This is a genomic window from Pedobacter sp. UYEF25 (assembly GCF_054061655.1).
Map to the genome: position 1 here is coordinate 186,202 of NZ_JBSSEL010000001.1, position 19,147 is coordinate 205,348.

At 37.8% G+C, this 19,147-nt stretch carries 15 protein-coding genes; 9 read left to right on the forward strand and 6 right to left on the reverse strand.

The features are described 5' to 3' along the window. Positions 1–933, forward strand: coding sequence for an alpha-1,2-fucosyltransferase (locus tag ACVWYG_RS00790; RefSeq protein ID WP_457268218.1), 933 nt, complete (start codon positions 1–3; stop codon positions 931–933). Between the two features lie 25 nt (positions 934–958). Further along, positions 959–1,840, forward strand: a complete 882-nt coding sequence (locus tag ACVWYG_RS00795) for a bifunctional 5,10-methylenetetrahydrofolate dehydrogenase/5,10-methenyltetrahydrofolate cyclohydrolase (RefSeq protein WP_457268219.1) — start codon at positions 959–961, stop codon at positions 1,838–1,840. 153 nt (positions 1,841–1,993) lie between these two features. Here the strand turns inward: ACVWYG_RS00795 and ACVWYG_RS00800 are convergent, their stop codons facing one another. Further along, positions 1,994–2,329 carry a Rieske (2Fe-2S) protein gene (locus tag ACVWYG_RS00800; protein ID WP_457268220.1) on the reverse strand — a complete coding sequence of 112 codons (336 nt, stop codon included), beginning with the start codon at positions 2,327–2,329 and terminating at the stop codon, positions 1,994–1,996. A gap of 105 nt (positions 2,330–2,434) precedes the next feature. Between ACVWYG_RS00800 and ACVWYG_RS00805 the strand changes: the two genes are divergently transcribed. The 3 genes from ACVWYG_RS00805 to ACVWYG_RS00815 all read left to right on the forward strand — a co-directional run bounded on the left by ACVWYG_RS00805 (position 2,435) and on the right by ACVWYG_RS00815 (position 5,398). Continuing rightward, entirely contained in the window at positions 2,435–3,058 is a 624-nt protein-coding gene (locus ACVWYG_RS00805; RefSeq protein ID WP_457268221.1) for a 7-carboxy-7-deazaguanine synthase QueE, read from the forward strand. 67 nt (positions 3,059–3,125) lie between these two features. Further along, positions 3,126–4,979, forward strand: a complete 1,854-nt coding sequence (locus tag ACVWYG_RS00810) for an OmpA family protein (RefSeq protein WP_457268222.1) — start codon at positions 3,126–3,128, stop codon at positions 4,977–4,979. A gap of 2 nt (positions 4,980–4,981) precedes the next feature. After that, positions 4,982–5,398, forward strand: a complete 417-nt coding sequence (locus ACVWYG_RS00815; RefSeq protein ID WP_457268223.1) for a DUF6526 family protein — start codon at positions 4,982–4,984, stop codon at positions 5,396–5,398. On the opposite strand, the gene ACVWYG_RS00820 is transcribed toward ACVWYG_RS00815, so the two are convergent. The 3 genes from ACVWYG_RS00820 to recQ form a co-directional block, all read right to left on the reverse strand. Further along, the gene (locus ACVWYG_RS00820; RefSeq protein WP_457268224.1) at positions 5,399–6,115 is read right to left on the reverse strand and encodes a YqjF family protein; all 717 of its coding nucleotides are present in this window, start codon (positions 6,113–6,115) and stop codon (positions 5,399–5,401) included. Positions 6,116–6,119: 4 nt separating this feature from the next. Next, positions 6,120–6,932 (reverse strand): 3-deoxy-8-phosphooctulonate synthase, encoded by an 813-nt coding sequence (kdsA, locus tag ACVWYG_RS00825; RefSeq protein WP_457268225.1) that lies wholly within the window; start codon positions 6,930–6,932, stop codon positions 6,120–6,122. 91 nt (positions 6,933–7,023) lie between these two features. Continuing rightward, positions 7,024–9,213 carry a DNA helicase RecQ gene (gene recQ / locus ACVWYG_RS00830; RefSeq protein ID WP_457268226.1) on the reverse strand — a complete coding sequence of 730 codons (2,190 nt, stop codon included), beginning with the start codon at positions 9,211–9,213 and terminating at the stop codon, positions 7,024–7,026. Between the two features lie 90 nt (positions 9,214–9,303). On the opposite strand from recQ, the gene ACVWYG_RS00835 reads away from it, so the two are divergent. The 4 genes from ACVWYG_RS00835 to ACVWYG_RS00850 all read left to right on the forward strand — a co-directional run bounded on the left by ACVWYG_RS00835 (position 9,304) and on the right by ACVWYG_RS00850 (position 17,054). Next, on the forward strand, positions 9,304–10,272 hold the full coding sequence (locus ACVWYG_RS00835) for a KpsF/GutQ family sugar-phosphate isomerase (RefSeq protein WP_457268227.1): 969 nt from the start codon (positions 9,304–9,306) through the stop codon (positions 10,270–10,272). A gap of 17 nt (positions 10,273–10,289) precedes the next feature. Further along, complete coding sequence (locus tag ACVWYG_RS00840; RefSeq protein ID WP_457268228.1) at positions 10,290–11,381, forward strand: mannose-1-phosphate guanylyltransferase; 1,092 nt, start codon at positions 10,290–10,292, stop codon at positions 11,379–11,381. A 229-nt stretch (positions 11,382–11,610) separates the two neighbouring features. Further along, a complete protein-coding gene (locus ACVWYG_RS00845) occupies positions 11,611–12,942 on the forward strand; it encodes a serine hydrolase domain-containing protein (protein ID WP_457268229.1) in 1,332 nt (443 codons plus the stop codon). Positions 12,943–13,037: 95 nt separating this feature from the next. Then, positions 13,038–17,054 (forward strand): hybrid sensor histidine kinase/response regulator transcription factor, encoded by a 4,017-nt coding sequence (locus ACVWYG_RS00850; protein ID WP_457268230.1) that lies wholly within the window; start codon positions 13,038–13,040, stop codon positions 17,052–17,054. Positions 17,055–17,064: 10 nt separating this feature from the next. On the opposite strand, the gene ACVWYG_RS00855 is transcribed toward ACVWYG_RS00850, so the two are convergent. After that, the gene (locus ACVWYG_RS00855; protein WP_457268231.1) at positions 17,065–18,042 is read right to left on the reverse strand and encodes a glycoside hydrolase family 43 protein; all 978 of its coding nucleotides are present in this window, start codon (positions 18,040–18,042) and stop codon (positions 17,065–17,067) included. After that, positions 18,043–19,131: a glycoside hydrolase family 2 TIM barrel-domain containing protein gene (locus ACVWYG_RS00860; protein WP_457268232.1), complete on the reverse strand. Its 1,089-nt coding sequence runs from the start codon at positions 19,129–19,131 to the stop codon at positions 18,043–18,045. Positions 19,132–19,147: the final 16 nt, after the last annotated feature.

Here is a 19,147-nt window from a genome sequence, read left to right on the forward strand (position 1 = left end):
ATGGTCATCATTAATAGTCAAAATGCACAGTTATGCAATAGATTATTCGGGTTTTCGAGTTTTATAGCCAATAGTTTAACCTACAATTACCGATTGGTAAACATCGGTTTTCATAAATATCTGCCATACTTTGAAGCGACTAAAAACAACGATTTTGATGGTTATCCGATCAGTGTCAAGAGATCATTTTCCCCAAAATTAGATTACTTTTACAGCAATCTTTTTAAAAACTGGTTCAGTTTTACCCACAGAAAATTTGGAATAACGCCGACTATTAGAAAGTTTTACCATACCACCTTTAGCAACGATCTTATACCGGAAATCTTCGACTTAAATAATCCAGACTTTATAACCGACGCACAACATAAAAACATTTTAGTACAGGGCTGGATGTTTAGAGATTTAAGTGGCTTGCGAAAGCAAAGGGAGACAATTTGTAAATTCTTTACTCCTGTAGAACCTTATCGAACAGAAGTAGATACAATCGCTTCTGCAATGAAAACTATGGCCGATGTGTTGATTGGCGTTCACATACGCAGGGGAGACTATAAGGAATTTATTGGTGGCAAATGGTTTTACAGCGACGAAAATTATGCAGGGTGGATGAAAGTCTTAAAAAGTAAATATGCTGCAATTGGAAAAACTTGTGTGTTTTTAATTGCAAGTAACGATGTAGTGGACATCAGCAAATTTAGTGGTTTGGATGTTTTTTGTGAATCAAGACACTTTATTGTAGATTTATATCTGTTGGCCAAATGCGATGCAATTATTGGTCCACCTAGCACTTACAGCCAGTGGGCTGCTTTTTACGGAGATAAACCGTTAACAATGCTGTTAGAAAGTGGTCAATTCATCGATATTGCGTCGTTTAACTCTAGCTTATTGCCTGAAGAAAACTTTTTGGGAAAAGAATTATATAAATTTACGGTATAAAAATTAGAATAGATTTAGATTTGATATGCAACTGTTAGACGGGAAAACAACCTCAGAGAAAATTAAGCTGCAAATTGCAGAAGAGGCCGAAGCATTTACAGAACAAAGTGGAAGAAAGCCGCATTTAGTGGCAATTTTGGTAGGAACGGATGGTGGCAGCGAAACCTATGTGGCTAGCAAGATGAGAAACTGCGAAAAAGTTGGTTTTAAATCTTCCTTATTTAGGTATGACGAAAAGGTAACTGAAGCAGAATTGTTAAGTAAAATCCATGAGCTCAATGGCGATGATGATGTAGATGGCTTAATCGTACAACTGCCTTTACCAAAACACATCGATCCTGAAAAAGTAACTGAAACAATAGATTACAGGAAAGATGTAGACGGTTTCCATCCGATAAATTTAGGAAGGATGATGCGAAATTTACCCTGCTTTATTCCCGCTACACCGTATGGAATTTTACTCATGCTGCGAGCCTATGACATAGACACTACAGGAAAACATTGCGTTGTGGTGGGCAGAAGTAACATTGTGGGTAGTCCGATGAGTATTTTAATGGCAAGAAATGCAAATCCCGGTAATTGTACCGTAACTTTAACGCACTCTAAAACTAGGGATTTGAAGGCGCAAGTGTTGCAAGCTGACATCATAATTGCTGCCATTGGGAAAAAGAATTTTGTTACCGCAGATATGGTTAAAGATGGCGCCATTATTATAGATGTAGGCATAAATAGGGAAAATTCAACTCAAACAAAATCAGGATATAAGCTTTATGGCGATGTAGATTTTGAGCATGTAGCGCTGAAAGCATCTTACATTACGCCTGTTCCGGGCGGTGTGGGGCTAATGACTATCGTTGGACTTTTGAAAAATACATTGGCCTCGGCAAGGAAAGAAATCTATTCTTAATAGCTAGGGTAAAGAGCAAATGGTAAAGACTATTAACTCCCTAATGACGTCAAGATTTCTTTGATCAATATTCAGCCAATTAATCACCGATTAGAAATTGAATTTCCAATTGTTAACATAATTTGAGCCGACTTTCCCAGCACATATAAAATTCTACCCGAAAATTTTACTCCACCAACCTTTTTCAAACCCTACATACAATCCATCAGGTCTAATGTCTGTGGGATAAATATTGATATAATCTCCCTGTCCGGGTGCTCCCCTTCCATTTTCTAAGCTGTACTCATATCGATGAACCGGACATACCAAGTGCGCATTTTTACACCATCCGCCGCTAAAATGACCCCCAGCATGGGGACAAATAGATTGCGTTACATATATTTTAGCTGCGTGGTTTATTACACAAAGCTGCTTTCCATTTGCTGTCACCGTTTTTATATCACTCTCTCTTGGTAGATCGAATTTATTTAACACCTTAATCCACTGCATCCGGCTAAATTAAACCAAATTACCATCAGTCGTATTTCATCTTTTCAGAAATAATTAAAATTGCGCTTGCGACCATTTTATTTTTGAGATATTTGCCCCCTCAAAATGAAACAAGAAATACCAGAAAACGGCACCATGCTTCCATTGATGGAAGAATTTTACACCATTCAGGGAGAAGGATTTAATACTGGCAAAGCCGCCTATTTTATTAGGCTGGGTGGTTGCGATGTAGGCTGCCACTGGTGCGATGTAAAAGAAAGTTGGGACGCAAGTGTTCATCCATTAACCGCTGCAGACATTATTGTGCAAAATGCTTTAAAATATCCAGGGAAGGCAGTTGTTATTACCGGGGGCGAGCCGCTCATTTACAATATGGATTACCTAACTGCGCAGTTACAAGCAAATGGAATTGTAACGTTCTTAGAAACGTCAGGTGCTTATCCTCTTTCCGGTTCTTGGGACTGGATTTGTCTATCTCCGAAAAAATTCAAGGGACCACGACCAGATGTTACGTCGAGGGCGGATGAGCTTAAGGTAATTGTTTTCAATAAGAGTGATTTTAAATGGGCTGAAGAGCACGCTAACTTGGTGGGGCCAAGTTGTAAACTTTATCTCCAACCAGAATGGTCAAAGTCAAAAGAGATAACTCCATTAATTATTGAATACGTAATGGCAAATCCGAAATGGGAAATTTCATTACAAACCCATAAATTTTTAAATATTCCATAATTACATTAACTTGTCTTAGTCATTCCGATTATTTTGTATGAGGCGCTTTCTATTTTTTTGCTTTCTAATGATCTGCGCCAATTGTTTTGGCCAAAAGTCTGCAGACAGGAAAGCCCAAAATCTATTCGACAAAGCCGGCGCTGCAGCCCAACAACACGATTTCAATCAAGCATCCAGTCTGCTAGAGCAGTGCCTTTTATTAGACCCAACCTTTGCCGCAGCACAGGTTCTCTTGGGAGATATATCTATGACCACAAAAAGGTATCCGAAGGCAGCAGACAACTATCAAAAATCCATTATAACTGACCCAACAAACTGGGTTGTGTATTATAAACTAGCTGAAAGTGAGTTTGCAAGCGGCAAATATGTTGAAGCCAAGCGTAATTTTCAAAAATTTTGTGATTCAAATCCAAGAACTGAAGACTTAGGAAAAGCAAAAAATTATCTACTCGACTGTGATTTTGCGGAGATTGCGATTAAAAAACCAGTAAAATATACCCCTTTAAATCTGGGAAATGGCGTAAACACTAAAAACGCAGAATATTTTCCTGCAATTACTGCCGATGATGAAACCTTAATTTTTACTAGGCAAGTGGATGGCAATGAAGATTTTTGGACATCGAATTTTTTAAATAATTCATGGAATACAGCTGTGCCGCTGTCGTCAAAAATCAATACGACAGCTTATAATGAAGGTGCACAAACCATTTCTCCAGATGGCAAATACTTATTCTTTACCGGATGTAATCGCCCAGATGGCTTGGGCAGGTGCGACATTTATGTGGCCCACCGTGAAGGTGCGGAATGGAGCGAACCGTACAACATTGGCAAACCAGTAAATAGCGAATATTGGGAATCTCAGCCAGCCATTAGTCCAGACGGCAGAACATTGTATTTCATCAGCAATAGACCAGGTGGAATTGGCGGATACGACATTTGGAAAAGTACCATTACTGCCGATTCTAAATGGGGTGCTGCAATAAATTTAGGGTCAAAAATAAATACTTCATATGATGAAAACACGCCTTACTTGCATGCAGATGGTAAAACACTGTATTTCTCTTCGGATGGTTGGCCCGGTTTTGGACATAAAGATATTTTTTACAGCCGTTTAGACAGTGTTGGAAATTGGCAAATACCAGTAAATATCGGTTCGCCGATCAACTCCTTCGAAGACGAAACAGGATTAGTAGTTAGTGCGGATGGAACAAAAGGCTATTTTTCCTCTGCTTTGCCTGGTGGATATGGCAAACAGGACATTTACCGATTCGATATTCCTGAAGTTGCTAAACCCAAAAGGGTAGTGTATGTAAAGGGCATTGTGAGAGATATAGGCAGTAAGAAAACGATGGAAAGCAGTGTAGAGATTATAGACCTTAAAACAAACAAAACTGTATTCGACGATTATACAGATGCCGAAAATGGCCAATTTTTAGCAGTAATGCCTATCGGGAGCAATTATCTATTTAACGTAAGTGCCGATGGATATTTGTTCTATTCAGAAAATTATCAATTAACCAAAGCTGATCTAACTGCTCCGTACAAAATTATCGTCGATTTAGAAAAAATAAAAGCGGGAGGAAATGTCACCCTTAAAAACATTTTTTTCGATACAAACAAATTTGATCTATTGCCTACTTCTATTAGGGAATTACAAAAGTTGACAGATTTTTTAAATAACAATCCAACCGTAGCTATTGAAATTCAAGGATATACAGATACTAACGGGGATGATAAATTAAATCAGATACTTTCTCAAAATCGTGCAATGGCCGTTTACAATTATTTAATTAAGCAGAACATCGTTTCTAAGCGATTAACAGCAAAAGGCTTTGGCGAAAGTAAGCCTGTGGCAGACAACAAAACAGAAAACGGCCGACAAAAAAATAGAAGAACTTCATTTTTAATTACTAAAATCTAATTATGTCACAAAACTTAAAAAATCATTTGCGATTCTTTCCTCCTTTTCACTTTTTTGCTGTTCCGCTTACACTAATCGGATTCGGCCTTTCCATTTATCAAATTTTTCAAAGCCCCTCACTCATCAGTTGGCTTTTTCTTTTATTATTCTTTCTGATGTTTTTTGCCATTGTTCTTGGACGTTCTTTTTCTTTAAAAACACAAGACAGAATTATACGTACTGAAGAAAATTTAAGGTATTTTATATTAACTGGAAAGCAACTCCCAGATCCGCTTACCCTATCACAAATTATTGCGTTGCGATTTGCCAGTAAAGACGAGTTTTTAGCGTTAACTGAACGCACGGTGAAAGAAAATCTTTCGTCAAAAGAAATTAAGGAAGCTATACAAATTTGGAGAGCTGATGATTATAGAGTGTAATTAAAACTTTCTCCCACCCATAATCTTTATCGGAGAACCTTCTGCAAAAATAACGGAAGAAGGTTTTTCGTTTGATAAATGCGCAAAATCTATCCCATAATTTATTTCGAAATCTACATCTATTTGGAAATCTCTCACTTCATATTCGTCCCAACTTGGATGCTGCACTCCGTACTCTGACGTCCTATTTCCACGTACTTTGGTATAACCCCAATAATGCTCTGTAATAAATTCGCTCTCACCACCTAATCTCATCGGCTGGCCAGAGTTATTTGCAATGACCGAAAATTTATGCCAGCGTTTCTTCTTCCAAGAAAAAGCGATGTTAATCGAATCAGCAGTTTCTTTCAACTCATAATTCATTTTCGAGGTGCTATATTTCTCCCCGTAAAGTGTGTTAGCTACGAATGTAATGGCTGGCTTTGGCACCACCTCACTTATAAAAACTACTCCGCGTTTCCAAAACTCGCCCTCGCGATATTTAACATAAAACCGAAGGTTAACCTCTTCAAAATGGCTATGAAAGGGAATTTTTACCCCTAGCAAACGTACATCAGTAAAGATAAACCCTACCAAACTCACATAATATTTTCCTTGCCAGGCATCTAGCTCAACATTGTTAGGCAGATATTTTTGCAAGACTTCAGCACTCACTTCATATTGTGCGAATACTAATTTTCGCCACTCTGCGGATAAAAATGTATTTTCTGTTTTCAATGCGTTAACGAATTGCTTCTCTAATTCTGACTAGTTTTACTAGTGTCTCTTCTAACAAATCTAAATGCAACATATTTGCCCCGTCAGATTTTGCATTTTTTGGATCAGGATGCGTTTCAATAAATAATCCATCAGCGCCAACAGCGATCGCAGCTTTCGCAATTGTCAAAATAAGTTCGGGTTTGCCACCGGTAACACCGCTACTTTGATTTGGCTGCTGCAACGAATGCGTACAGTCCATTACGACCGGAACGCCGAAACATTGCATTTCGGGCAAACCACGATAATCAACAATCAAATCTTGATACCCAAACGTATTGCCCCGATCAGTAAGAATTACTTTTTCATTGCCGCTTTCTCTAACCTTCTCTACGGCAAATTTCATCGATCCAGCAGAAAGAAATTGTCCCTTTTTAATATTTACTACTTTTCCTGTCTCTGCTGCAGCGACTAGTAAATCCGTTTGCCTACACAAAAAAGCAGGAATTTGCAAAACATCAACATAAGCGGCAGCCATCGCTGCTTCGTGGCTTTCGTGAATGTCAGTTACCGTTGGAACGTCGAAAGTTTTGCCAATTTTTTCTAAAATTCTTAAGGCTTTTTCATCTCCAATTCCGGTAAACGAGCTTCCTTTACTTCTGTTAGCCTTGCGATAAGAACCTTTAAATACATATGGAATTCGAAGTTTATCAGTAATAGATACAATTTTTTCAGCTATTCGCATTGCAATGTCTTCACCTTCTATGGCGCACGGCCCAGCCATCAGAAAAAAGTTATCTGAATCGGTATTTTTTATTTTTTCTAGGTAATTTAACATAAAGTGTTAGACGTTAGCTCTTAAGACCCATTAAAGTTAAGGTCAAAGAATTTAATTAAGCAGGAGAAGAAGATAATATTTGAGGGCAGCATCAATTTCCCAACTCGCTCATAAATTTAATACGCATTAATTGTATTTCTTCGCGGGTATAATCCGTTTCCCCAAGTTCCTTTATTGCTGCGTCAATAGAATCTGTTTCAGCAGACCTGAAATAATCAAAAACTTCTTCTTGCCTATCGTCATCTATCACTTCATCAATGTAATATTTAAGATTTATTTTTGTGCCAGAATTTACAATTGATTCAATTTCCTTAAGAATATCTTCGTAAGTTATTCCTTTTGATTTTGCGATATCTTCCAAGCCAATCTGCCGATCAATATTTTGAATAATTGACACTTTCATCTGAGACTTATTTGCTTGGGTTTTTATCACTAAATCTACAGGTCTTTCAATATCGTTGTCCGCAACATATTGTTTTATAACTTCTAAAAAGGCGCTTCCGAATTTCAGCGCTTTTCCATTTCCCACTCCATGTATTTGCTTTAATTCATCAATAGATACCGGATAGTGGGTGCACATTTCCTCTAACGAGGGATCCTGGAAAACCACAAATGGAGGAACATTTCTTTGCTTTGCAATTTTTTTTCGCAGATCTTTCAACAGTATCAATAGCTCTGTATCGAGCACTGCAGAGTTCTGTTTAGTATCTTCTTCCTCTGATTCTGTTTCAGCATCAATGGGTTCGCTAAGAATAAACTTGATGTTGTAAGGCTCTTTTATAAAATCTCTCCCCTGTTTGGTGAGCTTTAACAAGCCATAATTATCTATGTCTTTGTAGAGATAATTATTTAGTACCGCCTGTCTTACTACCGATTTCCACATCAGCTCGCCATCCTCTTTGCCCATCCCGAACTCTGGTGTCTTGCCATGCTCGTATGCAATCGTTTGAGCAGTCTCAAGACCTAAAAAAACATTTAAAATATGGGCATCATCAAATTTTTCTTCGTTTTGCTGAATAAAACTCAGCACGTGGGCAAGTTTATCCTTTCCCTCGAAAGTGCTTTTGGGGCGTTTGCAGTTGTCGCACATGCAATTGCAACCAGTCTCATTAAAATTCTCTCCAAAATAATGCAGAATCTGTTTCCTTCTACAAACGCCGGACTCTGCGTAATCGATCACTTCCTTTAAAATTTGAGTACCAATCTCCCGCTCAGACACCGGCTTGTCTTTCATAAACTTAGCAAGTTTGTCTACGTCTTTCTGAGAATAAAAAGCAATACAAACACCTTCGCCGCCGTCTCGTCCAGATCTACCTGTCTCTTGATAATAGCCTTCCATGCTTTTTGGCACGTCATGATGAATAACAAAGCGCACATCTGGTTTATCGATCCCCATTCCAAAGGCGATTGTCGCTACAATGACTTCTGCGTCTTCCATTAGAAACCTATCTTGCGTATCGGCTCTAACTTTTGGATCCAAACCAGCGTGATACGGCAAAGCACTAATTCCGTTTAAGTTTAAAGCTTCAGCAACCTCTTCTACCTTCTTCCGACTTAAACAGTAAATAATACCAGATTTCCCTTGGTTATTCTTTATGTATTTGATAATTTCCCTTAAAACTTCCCGCTTAGGCCTAATTTCGTAAAACAGATTTGGTCTGTTAAAGGAAGATTTAAATAAGGTGGCATCCAACATACCCAAATTTTTAACGATGTCTTGCTGAACTTTTGGTGTAGCAGTTGCTGTTAATGCAATAATTGGAATGTTCTCTCCTAACCCAGAGATTACCTGCCTAATTTTCCTGTATTCAGGTCTAAAATCGTGTCCCCACTCAGAAATACAGTGCGCTTCATCTACGGCTACAAAAGAAATCTTAATAGATTGTAGAAATTCTATATTTTCTTGTTTGGCAAGAGATTCAGGCGCAACATAGAGTAATTTGGTCTGTCCACTAAGCAAGTCTGCTTTTACTTGCGTAATTTCTGATTTATTTAACGAGGAGTTTAAGAAATGTGCAATATTGTCACTACCGCCGAAAGCCCTGAGCTGATCGACCTGATTTTTCATCAGTGCAATAAGAGGCGAAATTACAATGGCTGTTCCCTCACTCATCAAAGCCGGTAATTGGTAGCAGATGGATTTCCCTCCACCTGTTGGCATAATTACGAAGGTATTATTTCCTTCTAAGATATTTGTAATAATCGGCTCTTGATCTCCCTTAAAATTATCAAATCCGAAAAAATTTTGCAAATTGTCAAATAGCGACTTTTTAACGTCCATTTATTGTAATAAAATATTCGATGCTGTTTTTATATCCAAATTAACATAATTTTGCATCAATTTCAAGTATCCACGAAAAAAAAAATCTCCTTGAAAAGTAAAAAATCCATAATCGAGTCTGCCACAAGAACTTTAGAAATTGAGTCGACTGCTATTCTAGCGCTCATAAAACATTTGGATGGAGACTTTTCCGAAGTGGTAAACGCCATATTAAAGTGTGATGGTCGTGTTGTTGTCACTGGAATTGGTAAAAGTGCCATTATCGCACAGAAAATTGTCGCCACTTTTAATTCTACCGGAACCCCAGCGATATTTATGCACGCGGCAGATGCAATTCATGGTGATTTGGGGATGATACAAACTCGTGACGTGGTTATTTGTCTTTCTAAAAGTGGCAACACACCCGAAATTAAAGTGCTAACGCCTTTGTTAAAAATGGCAGGCAATACGCTTATTGGCATGGTTGGCGAACTCAACTCCTTCTTAGCTTTGCAAGCAGATTTTATTTTAAACACAGCAGTATCTATAGAGGCGTGTCCACATAATTTGGCTCCGACTACAAGCACTACTGCGCAATTGGCTATGGGCGATGCTTTGGCCATCTGCTTGTTGGAAAGCCGGGATTTTAAGCAAAATGATTTCGCTAAGTTTCATCCAGGTGGGGCTTTGGGGAAAAAACTCTATTTAAAGGTGGGAGATCTGGCGTTGAGAAACGAGAAACCAAAAATAAAATCGACGGCGCCAGTTAAGGAAGTTTTAGTAGAAATTAGCAAAAACCGTTTGGGTGCCGTAGCTGTTATAGATCACGAAAATAATATTTTAGGCGTCATTACCGATGGCGATATCAGGAGAATGTTGGAAAAACATTCAGACATTACTGCGCTAACAGCGGAAAAAATTATGGGAACAAACCCGAAAAGTATTCAGTTTGATGCGTTGGCAGTAGATGCTTTGGCAATAATTAAGGCAAATAACATTACCCAATTGTTGGTTTTAAAAGAAAAAGCGTACTTTGGAATCATTCACTTACATGACCTTTTGAACGAAGGCATTGTATAAAAAATCTAACTTATCACATGAATAAAAATTTTTACGCTTTAATAATGGCAGGCGGCGTGGGCAGTAGGTTTTGGCCTGTTAGCCGCGCAGAATATCCGAAACAGTTTATAGATTTTTTTGGCATAGGGAGAACGTTAATCCAGAGCACTTACGATAGATTTTTAAAGATCTGTCCGCCTGAAAATATTTTTATTGTAACTAATGAAGGTTATAGGGCTTTAATCAAAGAGCAGATTCCACAAATTACAGACAACCAGATTTTAGGGGAGCCAATGATGCGTAATACTGCTCCTTGTATTGCTTATGGCTGTATAAAAATAGCCAAATTGAATCCAAATGCTACTATTGTGGTTTCACCAAGCGATCACACCATAGCAGACTTAGGTGGTTTTGTTCAGGCAATAGAGCAATCGTTAGCTGCTGCATCGACCAATAACTGCTTAATTACACTTGGGATAAAACCCAATCGCCCAGATACTGGATATGGATACATTCAACACACTGCGCATGTGTTGAATACAGATAAAGCTTTTCATAAAGTAAAAACTTTTACCGAAAAGCCTAGTCTTGCAATAGCGAAGTCGTTTATTCAAAGTGGCGATTTTTTATGGAATGCTGGAATCTTTATATGGTCTGCAACCTCAATATTAAATGCATTTAAAAAGCATTTGCCCGACGTTTACGAAGTCTTTAATTCCGGATATGGAGATTTGAATACCGATAGAGAAAAAAACTTTATTAGCAATGCTTATTACCAGTGCAAAAATATTTCGATAGATTTCGGAATTATGGAAAGTGCCGATAATGTATATGTGCTCCCTGCAGAATTTGGCTGGTCTGATCTTGGCACTTGGGCTTCGATTTACGACATGGCCGACAAAGATTATGTAGGAAATGTTGTAATTCCTTCAGATCAAGTGATTATGTTCGATTCTTCTAACTGTATGGTCAACGTCCCGAAAGACAAACTTGTTATTTTACAAGGCCTGCACGATTATATCGTCGTGGAAAACAACAATATGCTAATGGTTTGCCCAAGAGCAGAGGAACAAAAAGTGAAAGAAATTGTCGCGGAGGTGAAATCCAGGTACGGCAGTAAATTTGTCTAAACCGACATTAAGCTTCACACCTTTTTAAAAATCCATTTATTTTTCTTTAGCTCGTTAAAGGAATAATAAGTGGATTTCCTATTTCAATACCCTTCCAAAAATCTGTATAATATTTTTTATAGAATTCGCTTTGCATCATTTCCATTGACGCGGTTTATATCTTTTTTGTATTAATTCAATATCTTTAGCTAAATAAAATTACCGCTTAATCAGTTCAAAAAATCCCAATATGCCGAAAACAGTCTTTATAACACTTATGCTTGCTTTGACCTTGCAGCAGGGTTTTTCTCAAACTTCAAATGCTGCTAAGTTAGACAGCTTGTTTAACGCACTAGATAAAAATGATGAATTTATGGGTAGTGTAGCAATCGCTAAACAAGGGAAAATCATTTACGAAAAGCAAATAGGCTATGCGGACTTAGAAGCAAAATATAGACCAGATGCCGCTACAACATACGGAATTGGGTCAATTTCTAAAACTTTTACAACGGTTATGGTTTTTAAGGCTATAGCCGATGGAAAACTAAAATTGACAGACCACCTGGATACATTCTTCCCTGACATCGTTAATGCAAAAAAAATAACGGTTGCAGATTTACTATATCATAGAAGTGGCATTCATAATTTTACTGATGATTCCACCTATCAAACTTGGAATACGGGCATCAAGACGGAAAAACAGATGATCAACATCATAGCGAAAGGAGGAAGCGATTTCGACCCAGATTCTAACGCTCAATACAGCAATTCGAACTTTGTATTGTTGTCCTTTATGTTGCAAAGGTGCTATAAAACAAACTTCGCATCCTTATTGGAAAAAGAAATAGTCAAACCATTGGGTTTAAAGAACACCTATTTCGGAAATGAATTAATTAAAAAGAAAAATTCCGCTAACTCTTACGCCTTTCAGGGCAAATGGGTAAAACAACCTGTTACAGACCCTTCGATTCCGATGGGCGCTGGCGGAATTTTCTCTACTCCTGCGGATTTGACCATCTTTATAGAAGCACTTTTCAATGGAAAGCTGGTTTCAATTGCCGACCTAAAACAAATGCAGACACTAAAAGATAACTTTGGAATGGGATTGTTTAAAATACCGTTTTATAGTAAGTTCGGCTTTGGTCATAATGGTGGAATAGATGGCTTTACCTCTATGCTTTATCACTTTGATGAGGACGATGTTGCTGCCGCAATCATTTCTAACGGGACAAGAACTGATAATAATAAAATATTAATTGCTTTATTAACTGCCGCATACAGCAGTTCAACCGAAAGCGGGGCTACTAAATTATTGCAATTAACCGATGAAGATTTAAGCCACTATACGGGAGTGTACATTAGCAAACAGGTTGCATTAAAAATTACTGTTACGAAGGAGGGAAAAACATTAATGGCACAGGCTACGGGCCAATCTGCCATCGCTTTGGAAGCAACAGCTAAGAATGAGTTTCGATTTTCACTTGCGGGAATCGTAATGGAATTTAACCCAACACAGAAAACTATGCTTCTAAAACAGGGCGGTGCTGTCTATCAATTCGTTCTATCAAAATCCGAAAATTAAGAAGTTTTTATGTCGCAAGGCAAAATATCCTCGGACTCATTCAATCCTTATCCTAATTAAATCAAATTTAGTAACTGAACAGACCAGATAAAATTTTGAAAACTAACCAAACTATTTTCCTTTTTCTTTTACTGTTATCCCCAATAATAGGCGCTGCACAACCCTACTATTTTAAGCACTACACCGCAGAGAACGGACTTTCTTACAATTCTGTTTTTAACGTGTTGCAAGACTCTAGGGGTTTGATGTGGTTTGCGACCAGAGACGGTTTAAACAGATTTGACGGCTATTCTTTTAAAGTTTACAGGCACAAAGAAGGGGACACAACGAGCATAGGAAGTAATTTTATTCACGCTATTTTAGAAGATAAAAATGGTCAAATGTGGGTTGGTACCACAAAAGGATTGTTCATCTACCACCCTGACAAAGAAAATTTTACAAAATTAGAATATACAGCAGATAAAGATGTGCCATTGATTAAAACTGATGCGCTTGGCAATATTTGGATGACCGCAAATAACGAGTTGTGCTTTTACGATGTCCAAAAGAAAATCTTTCGCCAATACAGTAACGTCAACAATAGCTATCCAACTAGTATAACGATGACCACTTTAGGGCAGGTATGGATTTCATATAGCAACGGAACCTTAAGTAGATACTTGCCTATCAAGGAGAAGTTTGAAGTTCCTTTCGATCTCTTCTCCCACTCTAAACCTGCAGCTTCTCATTACATCCAAACCATAGAAAAAGGAAGAGACAACACAATAATGGTTGGAACCACTAACCAAGGCATAAAAATTTTCAACTGCAACACACTCAGCTACGAGGATATTTCCATTGTAAATAACAGTCAGACAAATATATTTGTGCGAAAATTTGTAGAAACAAAACCCTACGAATATTGGGTTGCAACTGAATCTGGTATTTACATTTACAATACAAAAACCAAACAGCATCAACAATTAGAAAAAAAAATAGACGACCCCTATGCCGTTTCTGATAACGCCGTGTACGACCTTTACAAAGATAGCGATGGAGGCATCTGGGCTGCGACCTATTTTGGAGGAATAAATTACTACTCGAAAACTTTCTCTAATTTTAAAAAATACTTTCCAAATTCAAGTAATAATTCGCTTAAAGGCAACATTGTAAGAGAAATATGTAAAGACAAAAACAACAATCTCTGGATTGGTACAGAAGACGGAGGATTGAACTTTTACGATACAGAAACCAAAAAATTCGAAAATTTCACACCTCATGCTGGCCAACTAAGTATAGCTTATAGCAATATACATGCGCTTTTTGCCGATGGAAATAAATTATGGATAGGTACCTTTGAACATGGATTAGATGTGATGGACATCAAAAGCAAAAAAATTATCAAGCACTATTCCGCCGGCCCGTCTTCTAGCCAACTGAAAAGTAATTTCGTACTGAGCATTATAAAAACCCGAATTGGCCAAACGCTGATTGGAACAAGTAACGGCTTATTTGTATATAACGAAATGAAAGATGATTTTAAAGAAATTTTTTTAGCTAAGCAGGCTTCATTTATACATAATTTAATGGAAGATTCCTTCGGGAATATTTGGGCGAGCACCTTAGACAATGGCGTTTATAAATATAACTTAAAAACTGGCGTTTCCAGTTTATATACACATACAGCAAATGGAAACAGCATAAGTTCCAATGCCGTAACAAGCACATTTGAAAGCGCTGACCATAAAATTTGGTTTGCAACTTATGGTGGCGGTCTTTCCGTGCTCGATCCGAGGACAAAAAAATTTAGTTCTTTTAACACTAGAAACGGGCTTCCCAGCGACCTAGTTTTTAAGATATTGGAAGACAGATTTCAAAATATTTGGATTACTACTTCTAAAGGACTTGTGGTAAGGCAACATAAATCTGGGCAGTTTAAAATTTACACTACGGCCAATGGGCTACTAAGCGATCAGTTTAACTACAACTCTGGCTATGCCGATGGTTTTGGAAATTTGTATTTCGGTGGTACAAAAGGAATGATAAGCTTTAATCCAGACGACTTTAATAAGACAAATTTTAATACACCGCTTTTTTTAACTGGGTTTCAGATAGATAATAAAGAGGTCAAAATATCTAGTTCCGGTCCTTTAAAAAAATCAATTCTATCAACCGATAATATCTCGTTAACCCATAAACAATCTTCTTTTAACATCAACTTTTCTGCCTTAAGTTACGCAGCGCCAGAGATGACACAATATGCCTATAGAATGTTGGGCATAAATAAAGAATGGACATATCTGCAGACCAACAGAACAGTGTATTTTACCGAGCTAGCACCAGGAAGTTATGTTTTTGAGGTGAAGGTTGCCAACCAAAGCCATCATACCACCCCACAAATAAGGCAATTACACATCACGGTTTTACCACCGTGGTGGGCGACTTGGTGGGCTTATCTAGCCTATTTAGTTTTTATAGGAAGTGCTTTTTATTTTATCACTCGATTTTTTTTCAAACGAGAAAAAGAAAAACATTTGACCAAAGCAAACCATCTGGAAAACCGGAAAGAGCGTGAAATTTACGAAGCGAAAATCTCCTTTTTTACCCATGTTGCACATGAAATTAAAACGCCTTTAACACTGATAAAGGGACCGATGGAGAAAATTATAAAGCAAGCAGCATCAGTGCCAGAACTTGTAGAGAGTTTACACATTATGGATAAAAACACTGAACGATTACTAAATTTAACCAACCAACTGTTAGACTTAAGAAAAGTAGAGACAAATAGTTATAAGCTTACTTTTGTACGCATAAACCTTTCTAATGTGCTTGCAGGTATTTTCGCACGTTTTAAGTTGGCGGCGGTGCAAAAAAACTTGTCCTTCAACCTAGTTGTTCCGGAAGATCCTGTATTTGCTTACGTAGATTTGGAAGCCTTTGAAAAAATTGCAAGTAACCTTCTTAGTAATGCAATTAAATATGCAGAGTCTAAAATTATTGTGGTTTTACATCGACCGGATGACAATGGTGATTTCGTTAAGCTTCTAATTTCTAATGACGGATATTTGATCCCCAAAAATTTGAAAGAGAAAATTTTTGATCCATTTTTTCGAATTGATGACAAGGGGAAATCATCTGGAACAGGCATTGGTTTGCCATTAGCTAGGTTTTTGACTGAACTTCATGAAGGAACGTTAATTTTAGGAAAGATAGAAAATGCAATGAACGTCTTCGAGCTTATGCTGCCAATTCACCATCTGCAAGAACTAGACTTAACTGAAGAAAAAATTACGGAGGCAATTCCAACCCCTAAAAACCTACAAGAAAACAGTTTAAGAAATGTTATTTTATTGGTGGATGACCACGAGGAGATTTTAGATTTTATTGAAGGCGAATTGACCGAAAAATTCCATATCCTTCGTGCCAAAAACGGTTTAGAAGCACTGAAAATCATGGACGAAAACTCTGTTAATCTGTTAATCTCTGACATTATGATGCCCGAAATGGATGGGTTTGAGCTTTGCGAATTTGTTAAAAGCAACGTTCATTACAACCACATTCCCGTAATACTATTGACCGCAAAAAGCACTTTAACAAGTAAGATAGATGCCTTAGAGCTTGGCGCAGATAGCTATATAGAAAAACCGTTTTCGCCCGATTTCTTACTCGCTCAAGTGGAAAATCTTCTCGAAAACCGAAAGAAAATTAGAGATCATTTCTCAAAATCGCCCTTGGCAAATATTAGCACAATTGCACTAAGCAAACACGAGGAATCATTTTTAGCACAATTGCAGGTTATTTTATTGGCAAACTTGAGCAATGAGCATTTGGATGTTGAATTGTTGGCCGAAGAGCTGAACATGAGCAGACCCACTTTATATCGAAAAATAAAATCCATCTCAGACCTTACCCCAAGCGAGCTTATAAATGTAACCCGATTGAAACGAGCTGCAGAGCTTTTAGCGAGCGGCAGTTATAAAATTTACGAGATAGCCGATTTAGTTGGTTACAGTTCTCAATCTAGATTTAGCAGAAACTTTAACAAACAGTTCGGATGTTCACCAACAGAATATGCGCAAAAAATAAAGGATGAGAGGCAGCCTACAGAAAAAATTGAGCGAAGCAGTCGATAGTTTTTTAAACTCATTTGGCCATTTCTATAACCGGCCAACCATTTTTATAGCTCAAACGGCTAAGGCACATCACTCTTTTTTGCAGTTTTGCTGTTAGTTCCGAAGCTAGTATTGCGTGATACGCAATCCAACGCTGTCCTTTTTTATCTTTAAAAATAGAGTTATGCCCTGGCGCTAACCAATTGGCATTTTTTTTTAAAACTACACTAGATTTAAGGTCGTTTACTTGGGCCATTGTACTGTAGGGGCCCGTTAAATTTTTTGATCGAGCAACCATAACTGCATAATTTGCATGTACACCGCAACAGTTATCGCCAGAATAATAGAGGTAATAAAATCCACCAAAATAATCTACCCAGGCACCTTCGATTAAGTTGCTATACGGTTCTTGTTTGCCGGGATAAATGAGTGATTTTGCAAGTGATCCCCCTGCAAAGGTATCCCAGTTCTGGCTTAATTCTCTAACCTTTATCGGTTGAAAACCAGAGCCCCAGAATAAGTAATTTTTATGCGTTTTTTTGTCTCGGATGGCAAAAGGGTCTATGTTTTCGAAACCAGGGCCAGAGACAATCGGACGTTCGGTGCTTACAAAAGGACCTTCCGGCTTACTAGAAAAAGCTACACCAATACATTTATCAAATTTACTATCGTCAGATTTGGCAGAAAAAAACAACACAAACTGCTGATTTTCGTCATCGAAAAGCACATGCGGCGCCCAAAAATCTTGTGTGCTTTTTGCCCAAATAGGTTTAACCGGAAGCACATCTCCTAGTACTGTCCATTTTTTCAAATCTGTGGACTTTGCAAGTTGTATGTTGGCCATTCTTCCATTTATTATCCCTTGAGTTGCATAGGCATAATAAACTCCACGATATAAAATAACCGTAGGGTCGGGGAAATCTGCATTGACAGCCACTCGCTGTTGACCTTTGGCATTCGATAAGCCAAAGATCAATAGCAAAACAATGGCGATATTTACTTTAAGCATTTATTTTCCGGTAAGCATTTTTATAGAATCTACTTCGGATTTTTTGTAGGGAGTACCGTCGTTTCTAAAAATATCATGAAACCAAATTTTTGGCTCCTCTCCACTCGGAATCGGCGTATCCCAAGCGTAAATTGTATTGGTTTTTCCAGAAACAAGTCCCCAATTGTATGCCCCTATATTTTCTTTCTTTAACAAAGGCATAATGTTGCTAAACAGACTATTGTTTTTTCGAGCCATATATTCGGTACAAATTAATGGGCGTTTAGAAAGCGTTCTTAGCGTATCTATCCAAAAAGTATGGTCCTTTACATTGCCGTAATTATGGTAGGTTGTTACATCAGAATTGTTAACTTGATAATCAGAAAGTTCTTTCAGTTTCCAGTCCCATATCCCTGCAGACAGAGGCTGAGATGGATTTACCGTGCGGCCCCATTCAAAAGCTTTCTTCAACAATGGTAAACTTTTATTACCATTAGCGGAGTTGCCAGGTTCATTGTATAAATCCCAAAGCACAATACGCTTATCATCTTTAAACGTGGTTAACATGTCTTTTGCATACACTTCTAACGTATCTACCAAAGTCGAATCGGTGTAAATAAAATCGCCAGGATCTCTTAACCATCCAGAGTTATGCACGCCAGGTTTTGGATTTGGCTGTTTTCCGGCTTTATAGGTCGGATTCCAACAGTCATCAAACAACACAAAAATGGTTGAGATGTGGTGTTTATCTGCGATATCCAAATAATCGCCAACTCGTTTTTTGAAACCTACTTTATCTTGCTGCCACGCTAAATGATGCAGATAGACACGCATGGAATTTAGACCAATACCCTCTGCATAACCTAGTTCTATATCAATTGTTTTTGGATCGAAAGTATCTGCCTGCCACATTTCTAATTGGTTTATGGCAGTACTTGGAATAAAATCGCTGCCTCTAAGCCAGCCCCATTTTTTATACCAATCATTGGCCTTTTCAACAGTCCAGATCGGCCTGACGGTCGCATTTGAGTTTTCTGGTGATTTTGGCGAACAGCCGAAAAACAACATCGCGCAGAGCGCAAATAATAAATGTAATCTTGAACCTTTCATATTTTTTTAGTTGATT